The organism is Actinokineospora sp. (genome assembly GCF_052390155.1).
In the GTDB taxonomy this organism is placed as follows: Bacteria; Actinomycetota; Actinomycetes; order Mycobacteriales; family Pseudonocardiaceae; genus Actinokineospora.
Genome location: NZ_JBQTHF010000121.1, coordinates 1 through 16,044, shown reverse-complemented (window position 1 = coordinate 16,044; position 16,044 = coordinate 1). Strand labels below are relative to the sequence as shown.

Here is a 16,044-nt window from a genome sequence, read left to right as displayed (position 1 = left end):
GGGCCGGGCCCCCCCCCCGCCCCCCGGCCGGCGGCGCGCGCCGTCCGCGGTGCCCGCCACCCCCCGTGGCGGCTTGCGGGCCACTGGCGCGCCCCCTGCGCGCGCCAGAACTATGCAAGATCGCTCGACCGGGCCCGAGCGTTACACCCTTCGTGAGAAAAGACGCCGGCCCCGGCACGCGGGTTGCGTGCCGGGGCCGGCGGAGTTCGAGCGGGGGTCGTCAGTACCGGTAGTGCTCCGGCTTGAACGGGCCCTCCACGTCGACGTCGATGTACTCGGCCTGCTCCTTGCTCAGCTTGGTGAGGGTGCCGCCGAGGGCTTCGAGATGGATCCGGGCGACCTTCTCGTCGAGCTTCTTGGGCAGCCGGTAGACCTCGTTGTCGTACTCCTCGCGCTTGGTGAACAACTCCACCTGCGCGATGACCTGGTTGGAGAAGCTGTTCGACATCACGAAGCTCGGGTGCCCGGTCGCGTTGCCCAGGTTCATCAGCCGACCCTCGGACAGCACGATGATCGAGCGGCCGCTCGGGAAGACCCACTCGTCGACCTGCGGCTTGATGTTGATCCGCCGGATGCCGGGGTAGCGGGCCAGGCCCGCCATGTCCAGCTCGTTGTCGAAGTGGCCGACGTTGCCCAGGATCGCCTGGTGCTTCATCCGGGACATGTGCTCGGCGGTCACCACGTCCTTGTTGCCGGTCGTGGTGATGATGATGTCGGCCTTCTCGATGACCTCGTCCAGGGTGCGGATCTCGAAGCCGTCCATCGCCGCCTGCAGCGCGCAGATCGGGTCGATCTCGGTGACGATCACCCGGCCGCCCTGCGCCTTCAGCGACTCCGCCGAACCCTTGCCGACGTCGCCGTAGCCGCAGACCACCGCGACCTTGCCGCCGATCAGCACGTCGGTGCCGCGGTTGATGCCGTCGACCAGCGAGTGCCGGATGCCGTAGCGGTTGTCGAACTTCGACTTGGTCACCGAGTCGTTGACGTTGATCGCCGGGAACAGCAGGTCGCCTGCCGCGGCGAGCTGGTAGAGCCGCAGCACGCCGGTGGTGGTCTCCTCGGTGACGCCCTTGATCTCACCGGCGATCTTGGTCCATTTCCCCGAGTCCGCCGCCAGCGAATGGCGCAGCGTGTCGAGAATGATGGCCCATTCCTCGGAATCGTCGTCCTGCGCGTCGGGGACCACACCCGCCTTCTCGTACTGCAGGCCCTTGTGCACCAGCAGAGTGGCGTCGCCGCCGTCGTCGAGGATCATGTTCGGACCCCCGCCGTCGGGCCAGGTCATCATTTTCTCCGTCGCCCACCAGTATTCCGGCAGCGTCTCGCCCTTCCAGGCGTAGACCGGGACGCCCTTGGGCTCCTCTTCGGTGCCGTACGGGCCGACAACGGCCGCCGCGGCGGCATGGTCCTGGGTGGAGAAGATGTTGCACGAACACCAGCGCACCTCGGCGCCCAGCGCCACCAGCGTCTCGATCAGCACCGCGGTCTGCACCGTCATGTGCAGCGAGCCCGAGATTCGGGCCCCCCGCAAGGGAAACACCTCGGCGTACTCGCGCCGCAACGCCATCAGTCCCGGCATCTCGTGCTCGGCCAGCCGAATCTCCTTGCGACCGAACTCGGCGAGAGAAAGATCGGCCACAGCGAAATCGATGCCATTGCGGGTCTGCGCAAAGCTCGCACCGGTCGTGGCCCGCGTGTCTTCTGCGGTCATCGGGGGAATCCTCCAGACTCTGGAACTCTGGCCGAACACTACCGTCGCGGCCCACCGCGTGGCGCCGGGAACTGGTGGTTAAGCAACCTGGGAGGAACGTGCTGCTGACGGGCACGGAAACACGCGTGGTCGAACTGCGGGTGCACGGCATCATGGGCACCAGCCCGGAGTCGCTGGTGACCGCGGTGGCCGCGGTCGACGTGGCGGGCGACGGCGTCGGGCGGATCGTCCGACCGGCCGATCGGCTGCTGCGACCCGCACCCGGCCCGGTGTTGCAGGCGGAGGGCCGGTCGGTTCCGCGCGTGGTCGAGGGCTACGTCTGGGGCGCGATGACCTCGGGTGGCTGGGCGAAGGCCACGTGGGCGCTGCTGTTCCCGTTCTCGCTGGCGAATGTCGCGCACTGGATGCTGCCGTCGATCCCCAGCGGCCACCGGGCCGCGCGGGTGCTCGGCGTGGTCAGCCGCTCGCTGCTGCGGCTGGCCGCGCTATTGCTCACCGTGTTGCTGGTCACACAGGCCGCCGTCGTCAGTCTCGACCTGCTCGCCGCGCAGTGCCTCGCGCCGGGAACGGACTGTCTCACCGCCGTCCCCGACTGGCTGCGCCGGACCTACCCGTTCCGGCAGGCGGTCGGGCTGCTTCCGGTGCTGCTGGCGATCTTCGTGCTGCACCGGATCTCGTCGGTGGCCTGGGAGACGGCCGCGGCGCCGAACCCGCCCGCGGCGCCGCCGAACACCAAGGTCGAGTTTCCCGGCCGCAACCTCGTCGCCGACCCGGACACCCCGGCGCTGCGCACGCTGCACCTGGTCGCGGCCCTGGCCACGGTGGCGCTGCTGCCGCTCGGCGGTCCGTTCCGCATGCCCGACGCGGTCCTCGACCGGGTGCTGTGGCTGGTCGCGCTCGGTGTGCTCGGGTTCGCCCTGCTGGCCGTGCTGCTGCTCGACGACCCGCGCGGCGCCGCGCCGGAGCGGGCGGGTCGGCTGCTGCGCGCCGGACTCGGCCGGGTACCGCGCGCGCTGCTGCTGGCCGTGGGTACCGCGCTGGTCGTCGGCGCGGGCGCGGTCACCCGGCTGCCGAACCCGCTCAGCGGCGCCGGGACCACCGTGGAGTCCCTCGCGGGCGCACTGATCGCGGTGGTCGTGCTGCTCGGGCTGGTCCTGGTGCCCGCCGCGCTGATCGCCCGGCGCACCTGGTCAGCGCTGCCGCGCGACCTGCGGCCGTGGGCGGGCGGCTGGATGTCGGTGCCGGTGCTGGCGGTCGCCGCGCTGCTCGGCGGCGGGTTCGGCGCGGGCCTGGCGATCACGGTGCGCAAACTGGTCGGGTCGGCCGAGATCCGGCTGCCGACGGGGTACGAGCAGGTCACGCTGCTGTGGGGCGCGGGCGCGGCCATCGGCGTCGCCGTCGCGCTGCCCGCGCTGGCCGTGGCGGGCGCCCGACTGCTGCGCCGCGCCGGGTACGACATGGTCGACCTGCTGCACGAGGACCGGCCCGCCGACCGCGCCGTCGCCCAGCGCGCGTGGCGGCTCGCCGGGTGGCAGCGGCGCAACCTGCACCGGGTGCTGCTCGCCGCCGCCGGCGTGCTGTCGGCCGGGGCAGGCATCGCCGTGTCGATGCGCGTGGCCGGGATCGACCCGCCGGGGTGGATGGCGCCACTGTCCGCGGTCGGCATCCTCACCCTCGGCGTGCTCGCCGCCACCCTGCTGCGCGCGGTCTACACCGCCGCGCAGGAACCGTCAGCAGGCAGGCGGCTCGGCATCGTCGCCGACCTGGCGTGCTTCTGGCCGCGCGAGGCCCACCCGACCGTGCCGCCGTGCTACGCGCTCAAAGTCGCCCCCGAACTCGCCGCCCGCGCGGTCGAACACCTGCGGGAGCCGAGCACGCGGGTCGTGCTGACCGGCCACAGCCAGGGCAGCCTGCTCGTCGCGGTCGCCGCGGGCAGGCTGCTGGACTCGCTCAACGAGCCGGAACGGCACCGGATCGGCATCGTGATGACCGGGTCGCAGCTCCAGTGGGCCTACGCGCGCGCGTTCCCCGGCGTGGTGCCGCACGGGTCGCTCGGCGGGCTGGCCGGGATGCTCGGCACCCGGTGGCGGTCGCTGTGCCGCGGCACCGACCCGGTCGGCGGCGCGGTGACGACGTGGGGCAGGCAGGTGTGCGACGGCAAGCTGCTCGGCACCGGCTTCCGCCCCGACGGCACCGTGGGCCCACTGCCCGCCGCTGTCCCAAGTCCGACAGGCGCCCTCGTCCTCGGCGGCGACCACTGGCTCCCCGACCCGATGCGCGGCCCGTTCCCGGGCAGGCGTTGGGCGGCGGGGGTGCTGGGGCACGGAAACTACACGTCGGACCCGGAGTGGGACCGGGCGGTGGCGCTGGCCGCGGGCCTGGACCCGGCCGCGCCCGCGTCGTCCGGCCTGCCGTGGCCACGGGGTCCGCTGTGATTTCGGACAGGCGGGGATTCGGTCGGGGACCGGTCCCCGGCGAGCGGGCTAGGTTGCCGCCATGAATCGACTTCGCGCCGGGGTCCTGACGCTGACGGCGGTTGCCGCACTCGGGTTCACCGTGCTCGTTCCGGCCCTGCACAGCGCGGCGGCCGAGCAGAAGCCCTGTTCGCCGACAAGCAAGCGCGACTGTCTGGCCCGGCTGAAACTCAACTCCGGCGCCCAGTTGCCCTACTACGGCACATATCCACTGGCCGGAGCCACCGCACCGACCGGCGCGGTCATCGTCGTACACGGAACCGGGCGCAACGCCAAGGGCTACTTCGAGCGAATGGTCCAGGCAGCGGGCAACTTCGGCCCGCGGACCCAAATCGTCGCGCCGTGGTTCCAGACCAAGGACGAGAAGCCCGCAAGCGGCGACGCCTACTGGACGAACGGCGGTGACCAGTCGTGGAAGGACGGTGGCAACGCGGTGCGGCCCAACGGGCTGAGTTCGTTCGAGACGATGGACGACATTCTGCGCACCTTGGCTGACAAGGCGCGGTTCCCCAACCTCACCAAGGTCACCCTGGTCGGACATTCAGCGGGCGGCCAGTTCGTTCAGCGTTACGCGGCGGGTGGTCGAGCCCCCGCCGCGATAACCGGAATCGAGTTCAGCTTCGTCGTCGCCAATCCGTCGTCTTATCTCTACCTGGACTCGAAGCGGCCGATTCAGAGCGGCCTCGGGTCCTGCCCGGAGTACAACGACTACAAGTACGGGCTCAAGCGCCGCAACGCCTACCTGGCGAAGTCGACCGATGCGCAGATCCGCGACCAGTACTCGACGCGGAAAGTGACCTACCTGCTGGGCGAGAAAGACGTGCTCCAGGATGACTCGCTCGACCTCGACTGCCCGGCGAAGGCACAGGGCAAGAACCGCTTCGACCGGGGCAGCAAGTACTTCGCCGCGATTCGACTGGCGTTTCCTTCCGCACCACACAAGATGACGACCGTTCGCCGGGTCGGCCACGATTCGGAAGCGATGTTCACCTCACCAGAAGGCAAAGCGGCGATCTTCACGGGCTGGTGATCAATCCGGCGGTGGCAAGGGAGGTCGTGAGCAGGTGGTTGGCGGCGTCCTCGTGGCCCGCGTCTCCCAGCAGGCCCGCGGGGGCCAGCACGTAACCGCGGTCGACCACCACCGCCGCCGGGCGCAGGACTGGGCGCAGGATCGGGTCCGCGCGCAGTGTGGCCTCGACCACCGCCAAAGCGTCCGCGTCGGCGTGGCGGAAAACGCCGCCCGACAGCACCAGTAGGCCCGCGCCGCGAGGGCCGAGTTGGCCATCCACCAGGCGAAGGTGTCTACGGACGGCCAATACCGCGGCCAGCGACGCCAACCGAATGTCCACAGCAGACTCTTCCACTGTGGACGGAAGGAAGTCCACGTCGCGGGCGCGGGCGTCGGCGGCCGCCGTCAACGAAGTTGCCTCCGCGGGGGTGACCAACCGCTCGGTGACGGCCTCCGCGACGATGCCCGGCGCCGACCAACGCATGCCGATGTCGCCCTCCACCGTGCGACGATCCGGTGGCAGCGCAACCGTTCGCCGCCGTCCACCATCCACTATGGACACCGCGGAGTACACATCCGTGGTGGCACCGCCGACATCCACGACCAGCACCGCGCCCCGCTGTTCGGCCAGCACGGCCGCGAGACGAGACACGCCGGACAGCACCGCGTCGGGGGTGACCGTGCGGACCAGCCGACGAAACCGAGGGCCGCGGGACAGGCCCTTGCCGCCGATCACGTGCCGCAGGAACACTTCCCGGATCGCCTGCCGGGCCGGGCCGGGGGCCAGTTCACCGACGTCGGGCAGCACGTTGGTCGTCGACACCACCGTGCGGCCGGACAGCAGGCGCAGTGCCTCGTCGCGGGCTTCGGCATTGCCCGCGAGGACGATCGGGACCCGCACCCGGTTCGCGGCGAGCCGCCGGGCGTTGTGCAGCAACACCCGCTGGTCGCCGCCATCCGTGCCGCCGACCAACAGCACCAGGTCCGGTCGCTCGGCCCGCAGCGCGCGCAGACCGGCGCCATCCAACTCGCCCGCCGCCACGTGGACGACCTTCGCGCCCGCCGACAGCGCGACCCGGTGTCCCGCCTCGACACTGACCAACCGCTCTTGGCCTACGACAGCGAGGCGAAGGCCCCCACCGGCCGACGAGCAGGCAAGCACCTGGGCGTCGGCAGCGCCCAAAGCCGTGGTGACAGCGGCGATCCCGCCCAGCACCTCCGGCGGCGTCGTCTCATGCTGAGCGGTCCCCAACAGGTCGCCGGACGACGACACGAGGGCGCCCTTGGTCCACGTCGAGCCGACGTCCAGGCAGAGCAGGGGCACCCGCGAATCCTACTGAGCCTTCCCCAGCAGCGACTTCAGCCTGCGGCGTCCCCGCCGGAATGCCGGGATCAACCTGGCGCTACCGTCGCGGGCATGGGAACCCTGCTGCTGGTCTGCGGAAGCCTCCGAACCGGGTCGTCCAACGGCGCGGTGCTCGCCACCGCCGCGACGCTCGCCCCCGAGCACGTGACGACGAGCCGCTACACCGGCCTGGGTGAACTTCCGCACTTCAACCCCGACGACGACCGCGACCCGCTGCCCCCGGCCGTGGCCGAGTTGCGGGCGCGACTCGGCGAGGCGGACGCCGTGCTGTTCTGCACCCCCGAGTACGCGGGCGCGCTGCCGGGCTCGTTCAAGAACCTGCTCGACTGGAGCGTCGGCGGCGGCGAGATGGACGGCAAGCCCGTCGCGTGGATCAACTCCTCGGCGCACCTCGGCGGCGCGGCCAAGGCGCACGAGTCACTGCGGATCGTGCTGGGCTACACGGGTTCCGACATCGTCGACGCGGCGTGCGCGAACATCCAGGTTGGTCAGCCCGCGGTCGGCGCGGACGGCCTGGTGCACGACCCGGCCGCGCGCGCCGCGATCGCCGCGGTCGTGAAGAACCTGGTCGACCACGTCACGGCGTGACAGCCGCGCTGCGGTAGAGGTCGGGCTCCAGGTAGATCAGCCGGGCCGTGGGCACCGCCGCCCGCACCCGCGTCTCGGCGTCGTCGATCGCCTGCGCGACGTCCTCCAGCGGCAGCCCGGGGCGCAGCGCCACCTTCGCGGCGACCAGCAGTTCGTCCGGCCCGATGTACTGGGTGCGGATGTGGATCACCCGCAGGATCTTGCCGGTGGCCAACTCGTCCTCGATCTTGGCCAGCTCGGCAGGCGTGGCGCCCTCACCGATGAGCAGCGACTTCATCTCGATGATCAGGATGACCGCGATGACACCCAGCAGCACACCGATGCAGATCGTGCCGACCGCGTCCCAGATCGGATCTCCGGTGACCGTGGTCAGGCTGACGCCCGCCAGGGCGAGAACGAGACCGAACAGCGCACCCGCGTCCTCCAGCAGCACAACCGGCAACTCCGGGGTGCGGGCATGGCGAATGAAGCTCCACCAACCCGCGTCACCCTTGACCTTTCTGGATTCCACGATCGCGGTGTTGAACGAGTAGCTCTCCAGCGCGATGGCGAACACCAGGATGATCACCGCGACGATCGGCGACGTCAGTGCCTCCGGGGCGGTCGCCTTGTGGATGCCCTCGTACAGCGCGAACGCCGACCCGAGGGTGAACAGCATCAACGCGACGACGAACGAGTAGAAGTACCGGTCGCGGCCATAGCCGAACGGATGCTGCTTGGTCGCCTTGCGCTGAGAGGTCTTCTGCCCCAGCAGCAGCAGGCCCTGGTTGGAGGTGTCGGCCACCGAGTGCACGGACTCGGCGAGCATCGACGACGAACCGGTCACCAGGAAGCCGACGAACTTCGCCACCGCGATCCCGGCGTTGGCGAACAGCGCGGCGAGGATGGCCTTGGTGCTACCCCCTGTGGACACAAGTGGCTCCCTGGTGCTCGGTCCGGTATGTCGGGATGGAGCCTAAAGCGTGTCGTGCTCGGGTGCCTCGGCACCCACGGTTGCCACGAAGACCTGCGCCCGATCGGCGCCCGCGGGCCGCACGGCAGGCTCGGCGTCGGACGCGGGCACCCACGCCGACTGACCACGCCCGACGGCCAGCTCGCGGTCCGCACAGCGCACGGTGACCGCGCCGTCGGTGCACACCAGGAGCTGCGGGCGCGCGGTCGGCAGCGCCACCTCGGCCCGGCCGTCGGCCCACTCGATCCGGGACAGCTCGAACTCCGGCGCGTCGGTGCGGTACGTGCGCAGCCCGCCCACCCGCACGCCGGTCGACACCGGCATGTCGCCGCAGCCGAAGTCGAGCACCCGCAGCAGTTCCGGCACGTCGACGTGCTTGGGCGTGAGCCCGCCGCGCAGGATGTTGTCGGAGTTGGCGAGGATCTCGATCGCGGTGCCGTGCAGGTAGGCGTGCAGGTTGCCCGCGGGCAGGTAGATCGCCTCGCCGGGGCCGAGGACCAGCCGGTTGAGCAGCAGCGCGGCCAGCACGCCCGCGTCGCCCGGGTAGCGCTCGCCCAGTTCGAGCACCGTGCGGCACTCCACGGAGAACTCGCCGTGGTCCTTGACGTGCCGCACGCACGCGTCGAGCAGGTCGGGCAGCAGGCCCTCCAGCGCGGGCTGCGGCAGCGTGATCCACGTGGTGAACAGCGCGCGCAGGCCGTCCGCGTTGGGCTGGCCCGCGAGCAGGTCGAAGTACGCGGCCAGCCCGGGCGTGCGGACCTCGTCGAGCAGCGCCAGGGTGCGCTGCGGTTCGCGGAAGCCCGCGAGGGCGTGGAACTCGGTGAGCGCGCACACCAACTCGGGCTTGGCCGTCGGGTCCGGGTAGTTGCGGTTGGCGGCGTCGCGGGTGATGCCCGCGGCCTCCTCGCGGGCGTAGCCCGCCGCGGCCTGCGCGGCAGACGGGTGGGCCTGCATGCTCAAGGGCTCCTCGGCGGCGAGGATCTTGAGCAGGAACGGCAGCCGGTTGCCCCAGCGGGCGGCGGTGGCGGCGCCGAGCTGGCCCAACGGGTCGGCCTCGATCCGCGCCAGCAGCGACTCGTCGGCGTCCACCAGGTGCGACGGGTCGCCGGGGTGGGCGCCGATCCACAGCTCCGCCTCCGGGTGCGGCGCGGGCACCGGGTTTCCGAGCAGCTCGGCAATGGTCGAGCGCGACCCCCAGGCATAGGGGCGCACCGCAGTGCGCAACAGCTCCACTGACTCACTCCTCAGTCGCAAAAAGTGCCTTAAGCCGTGGCGGGCGCGTACCGCCCCGACCCACCGGCCGTGCCCGCGGCGAGGCCGAGGTAGAGCGCCGCCAGCTCGAACCGCAGGGCGAGCAGGGCGGCACAGGTCGGCTCGTCGGCGGTGATCTCCTCGGCGGGGGCCAGCACGTCGGCGCCCGGCAGCGTCTCGGCGGCCAGCCTGCGGGCCGGGTCGCCCGGGACCGAGCGGATGGCCAGCAGCAGCACGCGCAGCGGCGCGCCCGCGCCGCCGCCGAAGTCGTCGGGGTCGGCGAAGATGTCGTGCCCGGAGGTGGCCCGCACGGCCGCCCGGTGCACCGCGGTGCGGCTCATCGCCTGCGGGTAACCCGCGACGTCGCACACCAGGTCGGTGTGGGTGGCGAGCACCTGGGCGGCGTGTCTGGCGACGGCGGTGGCCACGTGGTCGAGGCCCCACAACAGCGGGGTGTGCTCGGCCAGGCGCAGCGCGAGCGTCTTGGCCGGGTTGACGAACGACTCGTGCTGCGGGTGGCTGCGCTCGGCCTCGCGGTCGAGTTCGTCGGCCAGCGCGCCCGCGTCGACCCGGAGCAGGCCCAGCGTGTGCAGCGCGAGCAGGCCGGAGGTGACGGCCTTGGCGAAGCCGAACCCGGGCGGCACCGCGATCCGCGGCGCGATCAGCACGGCCTTGCCCGCCGCCGCGGCGGCCACCGGCCCCTCCTCCGGCGCGGTCAGCACCACGGCCGCCCCGAACCGGCCCGCGCGGTCGACCGACTCGGCCAGCGCCACGTCGCCCGGGTCGTCGGTGTGCGCGAGCACGACGTCGAGGGGGCCGACCCAGCTCGGCACCTGGTCGGTGACCACCAGCGGCACCGGGCACGCGGGCAGCAGCAGCGCGGCGAGCAAGTGGGACACGGCGGGCCCGAGGCCGGGCCGGGTGACCAGCACGATCGCGCGCGGCCGGGTGCCCGCGAGCCGGTCGAGCCCGGCGGATGCCGCGGCCTCCGCGGTGGCCCGGACCTGGGCGCCCGCCCGCGCCGCGGCGCGCAGCAGGCCCTCGGGGTCGGCGTCGGTCAGCCGGGCGGGGTCGTCCAGCAGGGTGTCGTCGGGTACGGAGGTCACTGGTCGCCCAGGCGCTCCGGCTCGACGGCCTCGTCGAGCAGCAGCACGGGCACGCCGTCGTCGACCCGGAACTGGCGTCCGCACGCGGTGCAGGTCAGCGCGTCGGCCTCGGGGTCGGTCGGGGTGCCCACGGTGAGCGGGGCGTGATCGTCCGACGGGCACGCGAGGATGTCCAGTAGCTGTGGATCCAGGTCGACTGCCATGGTGGTCCTCCTCGTGGTCCAGTGTCCCAGGGCGGGGGGCGCTCCGCTCGGGCATTGATCAGGGGCGGTCAGGCCCGGACTATCGCCAGCACCTCGTCGCGCAGCGCGGCGACCGCGGCGTCGTCGGCGGCCTCGATGTTGAGCCGCAGCAGCGGTTCGGTGTTCGACGCGCGCAGGTTGAACCACGCGCCGCCGGGGAGCTGCACGGTCAGGCCGTCCAGCTCGTCCAGCTCGACGCCGTCGCGTCCGCCGAACTCGGCCTTGATCGCGGCGAGCCGCCCGGCCTGGTCGGCCACCGTGGAGTTGATCTCACCGGAGGCGGCGTAGCGGTTGTAGATCCGGGTCAGGTCCGACAGCGTGCCGTCCTGCTCGCCCAGCGCGGCCAGCACGTGCATCGAGGCCAGCATGCCGGTGTCGGCCTTCCAGAAGTCGCGGAAGTAGTAGTGCGCGGAGTGCTCGCCGCCGAAGATCGCCCCGGTGCGGGCCATCTCCTCCTTGATGAACGAGTGGCCGACCCTGGTGCGCACCGGCTTGCCACCGTGCTCGGTGACGATCTCGGGCACCGCGTGCGAGGTGATCAGGTTGTGGATCACCGTGCCGCCCGGGTCCTTCGCCAGCTCGCGCACCGCCACCAGCGCGGTGACCGCGCTCGGGGACACGGGCTCGCCGCGCTCGTCCACCACGAAGCAGCGGTCGGCGTCGCCATCGAAGGCCAGGCCTGCGTCCGCGCCGACCTCGCGCACCTTGGCCTGCAGGTCCACGATGTTCTTCGGGTCGAGCGGGTTGGCCTCGTGGTTGGGGAAGCTACCGTCGAGCTCGAAGTACATCGGCGTCACGTCGAGCGGCAGGCCGTCGAACACGCTGGGCACGGTGTAGCCGCCCATGCCGTTGCCCGCGTCGACCACGATCTTGAGCGGGCGGATGCCGGACAGGTCGACCAGGGAGCGCAGGTGCGCGGCGTAGTCGGCGAGCAGGTCGCGCCGTTCGACCGTGCCCGACTTGCCCGCGCCCGCGACGCCCTGCTCGATGTCGCGCTGGATCTCGGTGAGCCCGGAGTCCTGGCCGACCGGGGCCGCGCCCGCGCGGCAGAGCTTGATCCCGTTGTACTTGGCCGGGTTGTGGCTCGCGGTGAACATCGCGCCGGGCAGGGTCAGGCTGCCCGACGCGTAGTAGAGCATGTCCGTGCTGGCCAGGCCGATGTTCACGACGTCGACGCCCTCGCCTGCCGCGCCTTCGGAGAACGCGTCCGCCAGGCCGGGGGAGGAATCGCGCATGTCGTAGCCGACGACGATGGCCGGGCCGCCGACCAGGCGCGCGAACGCGGCACCGATGGCGCGGACGAGGTCTGCGTCGATCTGCTCACCCACGACACCGCGGATGTCGTACGCCTTGAAGACGGCGGACAGGTCGCGCACGGGTACTCCCAGCGGTCGGTTCGGCGGCGTCGGGTGCCACCTGCGATTCCTCGCCCGGCAGCCTACCGGCGGCGACCGACGGCGGTGCCCGGGTGCCGCGTCAGTCGGTGACCGGGTCGGGAAGCACCCGGAGATGGCCGCGTCTGCCCGCTGCCGCGCCGGGGTCGGGCTGCTCGACCGGCCGGTCCACGCGCCCCGCCTCGCGCACGGCCTCGGCCAGCGCGGTCAGGTCGTCCACCGAGGGCTCCGGCAGGGCGAACTCGCCGTCGTGCCGGACGACCTCCCAGCCGCGGGGCACTGTCAGTCGCAGCGCGTGCTCCTCGCACAGGTCGTAGCTGTGCGGTTCGGAGTAGGTGGCGAGCGGGCCGACGACCGCGGTGGAGTCCGCGTAGGCGTAGGTCAGCGTGGCGACGGCCGGGTTGAGACACCCGGTTCGCGAACACCGTCTCACGCTCCGCACGATCGGTGACCATAGCGCCTCGCCGCCGTCCCGCGCCGCAGGCGCACCCGCGACACGCCCCAGCGGGGGCAGACCACGCCCATCCGGCGCAGTCGCGGACCCGCGTACCCTGCTGATCGTGGTGACGGCTCGCAGTTCCAGGCGGCGCCGCAGGCGCAACCGCGATCGACACGGGCGCGGCCTGCGCGGTCCGCTCTACCCCTCGACCCTGCCAGCGTCGAGCACGCGCGCCGAGAAGTTCGACGCGCTGGTGCTCGACGCGCTGGAGCCGATCGAGGCGCGGTGGCGCACCGAGCTGACCAAGCTCGACGTGGCCGTGGACGACGTGCCCGAGGTGCCGCAGTCGGACAAGGCCACCCCGGAGGGCGTCCTCGCCGACGCGGGCGTCCCGCTGGCCCGGCTGGTGCAGGCGGGCGTCGACAAGCGCGGGCAGCCGACCCGGGCCCGGATCGTGCTGTACCGGCGGCCGCTGGAGGCGCGCGCGAAGGACAGCGGCGACTTGGCCGACCTGGTGCACGACGTGCTGGTGGAGCAGGTGGCGAGCTATCTCGGCCTGGACCCGGGCGTCGTGGAGGGCGAAGGCTAAGCCGGTTCGGGGCGTCTGCCGGGGATCGAGGTCAGCAGGACGAACAGCACCGCCGCGCCCTGGGTCAGCAGCAGCACGCTGCGCAGCGCGGTCGGCTGTTCGACGCGGACGTCGGCCGCGCGCGTGGGCACGACCACCGCGACGAGGTGTCCCCAGGCGCGCACGACCGCGGCGGGTCGACCGTCCACAGTGGCCTGCCAGCCCGGCTCGTCCTCCGCCGCGACCACGAACAGCCTGCCCTCCGGGCCGTCGGAGACCCGCACGGCGAGCGAGGGCGGGGCCGCGTCCACCGCGACGATCCCGCCCGCGCCGAGTTCGGTCGGCGGGCGACCGCCGGTGACGGCCTGGCGGGTGAGTTCCGGCGAGAGCAGCGTGGCCGTGCCCGCCGCGAGCTGGACGCGGAACACCGGCCGACCGTCGGAGGTCGCGGGCGCCTCGGCGGCCAAATCGCCCGCGCGGTCGCGGAACCGTTCGCCCGCGGCCTGGTCGGGCAGGACCACGAACAGCACGCCCGCCGCGGCCACGTCGGCGACGGCGGCGCGCACCCGGGCGCTGTCGTCGGAGCGCAGGTCGCGGTCGGCGGCGGCCAGCCGCGAGCCCACGGCGGGGCCGGGGGCCAGGTCGTCGTCGCCGAAGCGGGGGGCGCGGGCGGTGGTCTGCCGCGCGGGTTGGCCGTCCGCGGACAGCACGAGCAGCGCGCGGCGGGTGACCGCCAGTTCGCGCACCAGGGTCGAGGCCAGCCGCATGCCGCCGTCGTCGCGGAGCGGGCCCTGGCGGCCGGGCACCACGGCGTTGACGGCGAGCGCGGCCAGCACGACAACGCCGAACGCCGCCGCGGGCCGCACGAGCCGCCGCGGCGCGGCCACCCGCACGCCCGCGGTGCCCGTGTGGCACACGCTGAGCAGCACCAGCACCAGCCCCCAGCCGACGACCAGCAGCGGCGCGCCCGCCCACGCGGCCTGCGGGGACTCGGCGCCGAGCGGGACCGCGGGCACCAGCCGGACCAGCACCACCGCGAGCACGCCGATCGACGCGAACGCCACCCCCGGCAGCACCCCGCGCTGGGGCCGCAGCAGCACGCCGGCGAGTACCGCGACCACCACCCCGATGCCGATCACCGGCCACCCGCCCGGTCCGCCCGCGTGCAGGCTGACCAGGTCGAACACCGATACAGCTTGCTCGGCGAGGTTGCCGCCGACGCCGTGCAGGACGACGCCGGGATGCTGGATGACCACCGCGGGCCACGGCAGCAGCAGCGCCAGCGGCATGAGGACCAGGACGAACAGCGCGGCGCCCCGGCGGGTGCCGTTGCCCGGCACGAGGACGAACCCGGCCAGCGCGACGACCACCAGCACCAGGTGGACCAGCGGCGAGAACGCGCCGAGCACGGCAAGGCCGAACGCGGTGCCCGCCGCGGTGGACAGCCAGGCGCTGCCGCCCGCGCCGGACCGGTCGCGGACCAGCAGGGCCATCACCCCGGAGGCGACTATCGGCAGCAGCACGTGCACCACGACCACGTCGAGCCTGCCCTGGGCGACGGCGGCCGTGGCGGGCGGCAGCAGCGCGTAACCGACCGCGAGCAGTGCCCGCACCCACCGCCGGACCGGTGCGCGGCGGGTGGCCACGTAGGCGCTCAGACCGGCGAGCGGCAGGTCGGCGAGCAGCACGACGGCCACCACCGCGGGCGGGCCGCCGAACGCGGCGAACACCGTGCCCAGCACACCGAGTACGGCGAGCGCGGGCGGCGCGGGCGCGGCGGTGCCACCCGCGACACCGTGCCACGAGGCCAGGTACTCGGCCCACGTCTGACCGAGGTCGCCGACCGGGAGCAGCCGTCCGCCCGCGAGGCTGGTGCCCAGCCTGCCGAAGTTGACCGCGACCGCGAGGGCCACCAGGCCGAGCACGAGCAGCAGCGGCGGCGACAGCAGGATCTGGCGCAGCACCCGGCCGCGGTCGACCTGGACCAACACGAGGTCGGGCGCGGGTTCGGGGCCGCTGCCGTCGCGCGGCACCGGGGACGGCCGCGGCCGGGGGCTGGGCAGCGGCCCGTCCGGCCCGGCCAGCGGCACCGCGATCGCCGTGGCGGGTCGGCGCAGCCCGGCGTGCCGCGGCCTGCCCTGCGCGCCCGCGGGCAGCGCGTCCGGGCCGAGCGGTTTGCGGGCGGGCGGCTCGGGCGCGAGCCACAGCGCGGCCGGGTCGTAGTCGCTGGGCAGCCGCCCGAGCGCGGCGTCGGCCGCCACCCGGCGGCGGACCAGGGTCGACACCGCGCCGCGCACGGTGTTGCGCAGCCGGGTGAACCGGCTGGTGAACAGGCCGCGCACGCTGCCGGGGCCCGCGGTGACGGCGCGCAGCGCGCGGGCCGCACGCAGCCCGGCGCGGCCGCCGAGCAGGTAGCCGATGGCGCCGAGTTCGGCGCGGCTCTCGGTGAGCCTGCGCTGCATGGCGAACCCGAGCGCGCGCAGCAGGCACAGCACGGTGAGCCGTGGGACGCCGAGCAGGAAGGAGACCGTCGAGCAGTTGACCAGGAACGTGCGCAGGCCGTGCCCCCGGTCGACCGCGCGCGGCGACGGCCCGAGCCCGGCCGGGTGGGCGTCGACGCCACGCAGGTCGCGGGCGACGGCACGCGCGTGCCGGATGCGGGCGGACGGGACACAGAGCACGACCCGGCCCGCCCGGTTGACCCGCCAGCCGAAGTCGAGGTCCTCGCGCAGCATCGGCAGCGCCCGGTCGAACCCGCCGAGCCGCTCCCAGAGGTCGCGGCGGACCAGCATGCCCGCCGAGGACACGGCGAGCACCTCGGTGCTCTGTTCGAAGTCGCGGTCGCCGTCGCGGGCGCGCCCGGTGCACACCGGGGGGGGGGGGCCGGGGCCCGGGGGGCGGGGGGCGGCGGCGGCGGGGGGGCGCCCCCCCCCCACCCCCCCCC

Annotated in this window: 13 protein-coding genes; 4 read left to right on the top strand and 9 right to left on the bottom strand. The window is 73.4% G+C overall.

Annotation, left to right across the window (positions count from 1 at the left end; genetic code table 11):
* Positions 1-220: 220 nt before the first annotated feature.
* Positions 221-1,711 carry an adenosylhomocysteinase gene (gene ahcY, locus ACT4N7_RS28385; protein ID WP_444831948.1) on the bottom strand — a complete coding sequence of 497 codons (1,491 nt, stop codon included), beginning with the start codon at positions 1,709-1,711 and terminating at the stop codon, positions 221-223.
* Positions 1,712-1,863: 152 nt separating this feature from the next.
* Between ahcY and ACT4N7_RS28380 the strand changes: the two genes are divergently transcribed.
* Together ACT4N7_RS28380 and ACT4N7_RS28375 are read left to right on the top strand one after the other, a co-directional pair.
* Positions 1,864-4,146: a hypothetical protein gene (locus ACT4N7_RS28380; protein WP_444831949.1), complete on the top strand. Its 2,283-nt coding sequence runs from the start codon at positions 1,864-1,866 to the stop codon at positions 4,144-4,146.
* Positions 4,147-4,207: 61 nt separating this feature from the next.
* Complete coding sequence (locus ACT4N7_RS28375; protein ID WP_444831947.1) at positions 4,208-5,215, top strand: hypothetical protein; 1,008 nt, start codon at positions 4,208-4,210, stop codon at positions 5,213-5,215.
* Here the strand turns inward: ACT4N7_RS28375 and ACT4N7_RS28370 are convergent.
* The gene (locus tag ACT4N7_RS28370; protein WP_444831946.1) at positions 5,202-6,518 is read right to left on the bottom strand and encodes a glutamate mutase L; all 1,317 of its coding nucleotides are present in this window, start codon (positions 6,516-6,518) and stop codon (positions 5,202-5,204) included. The genes ACT4N7_RS28375 and ACT4N7_RS28370 overlap by 14 nt on opposite strands.
* Before the next feature lie 93 nt (positions 6,519-6,611).
* On the opposite strand from ACT4N7_RS28370, the gene ACT4N7_RS28365 reads away from it, so the two are divergent.
* Positions 6,612-7,148, top strand: a complete 537-nt coding sequence (locus tag ACT4N7_RS28365) for an NADPH-dependent FMN reductase (protein WP_444831945.1) — start codon at positions 6,612-6,614, stop codon at positions 7,146-7,148.
* On the opposite strand, the gene ACT4N7_RS28360 is transcribed toward ACT4N7_RS28365, so the two are convergent.
* The 6 genes from ACT4N7_RS28360 to ACT4N7_RS28335 all read right to left on the bottom strand — a co-directional run bounded on the left by ACT4N7_RS28360 (position 7,138) and on the right by ACT4N7_RS28335 (position 12,535).
* Positions 7,138-8,061: a cation diffusion facilitator family transporter gene (locus ACT4N7_RS28360; RefSeq protein WP_444831944.1), complete on the bottom strand. Its 924-nt coding sequence runs from the start codon at positions 8,059-8,061 to the stop codon at positions 7,138-7,140. The two genes, ACT4N7_RS28365 and ACT4N7_RS28360, sit on opposite strands and share 11 nt — an antisense overlap.
* 42 nt (positions 8,062-8,103) lie before the next feature.
* On the bottom strand, positions 8,104-9,333 hold the full coding sequence (manA, locus tag ACT4N7_RS28355) for a mannose-6-phosphate isomerase, class I (RefSeq protein ID WP_444831943.1): 1,230 nt from the start codon (positions 9,331-9,333) through the stop codon (positions 8,104-8,106).
* Between the two features lie 29 nt (positions 9,334-9,362).
* Positions 9,363-10,457 (bottom strand): hypothetical protein, encoded by a 1,095-nt coding sequence (locus ACT4N7_RS28350; RefSeq protein ID WP_444831942.1) that lies wholly within the window; start codon positions 10,455-10,457, stop codon positions 9,363-9,365.
* The gene (locus ACT4N7_RS28345) at positions 10,454-10,660 is read right to left on the bottom strand and encodes a Trm112 family protein (RefSeq protein WP_444831941.1); all 207 of its coding nucleotides are present in this window, start codon (positions 10,658-10,660) and stop codon (positions 10,454-10,456) included. Before ACT4N7_RS28345 ends, ACT4N7_RS28350 begins: the two co-directional genes overlap by 4 nt.
* A 68-nt stretch (positions 10,661-10,728) precedes the next feature.
* Positions 10,729-12,075: a phosphomannomutase/phosphoglucomutase gene (locus tag ACT4N7_RS28340; RefSeq protein ID WP_444831940.1), complete on the bottom strand. Its 1,347-nt coding sequence runs from the start codon at positions 12,073-12,075 to the stop codon at positions 10,729-10,731.
* A gap of 100 nt (positions 12,076-12,175) precedes the next feature.
* The gene (locus ACT4N7_RS28335; protein ID WP_444831939.1) at positions 12,176-12,535 is read right to left on the bottom strand and encodes a DUF3499 domain-containing protein; all 360 of its coding nucleotides are present in this window, start codon (positions 12,533-12,535) and stop codon (positions 12,176-12,178) included.
* A 118-nt stretch (positions 12,536-12,653) separates the two neighbouring features.
* Here ACT4N7_RS28335 and ACT4N7_RS28330 point away from each other — a divergent pair, with 118 nt between their 5' ends.
* A complete protein-coding gene (locus ACT4N7_RS28330; RefSeq protein WP_444831938.1) occupies positions 12,654-13,121 on the top strand; it encodes a metallopeptidase family protein in 468 nt (155 codons plus the stop codon).
* Here the strand turns inward: ACT4N7_RS28330 and ACT4N7_RS28325 are convergent.
* Positions 13,118-15,970: a glycosyltransferase gene (locus ACT4N7_RS28325; RefSeq protein WP_444831937.1), complete on the bottom strand. Its 2,853-nt coding sequence runs from the start codon at positions 15,968-15,970 to the stop codon at positions 13,118-13,120. The two genes, ACT4N7_RS28330 and ACT4N7_RS28325, sit on opposite strands and share 4 nt — an antisense overlap.
* Between the last annotated feature and the right edge of the window lie 74 nt (positions 15,971-16,044).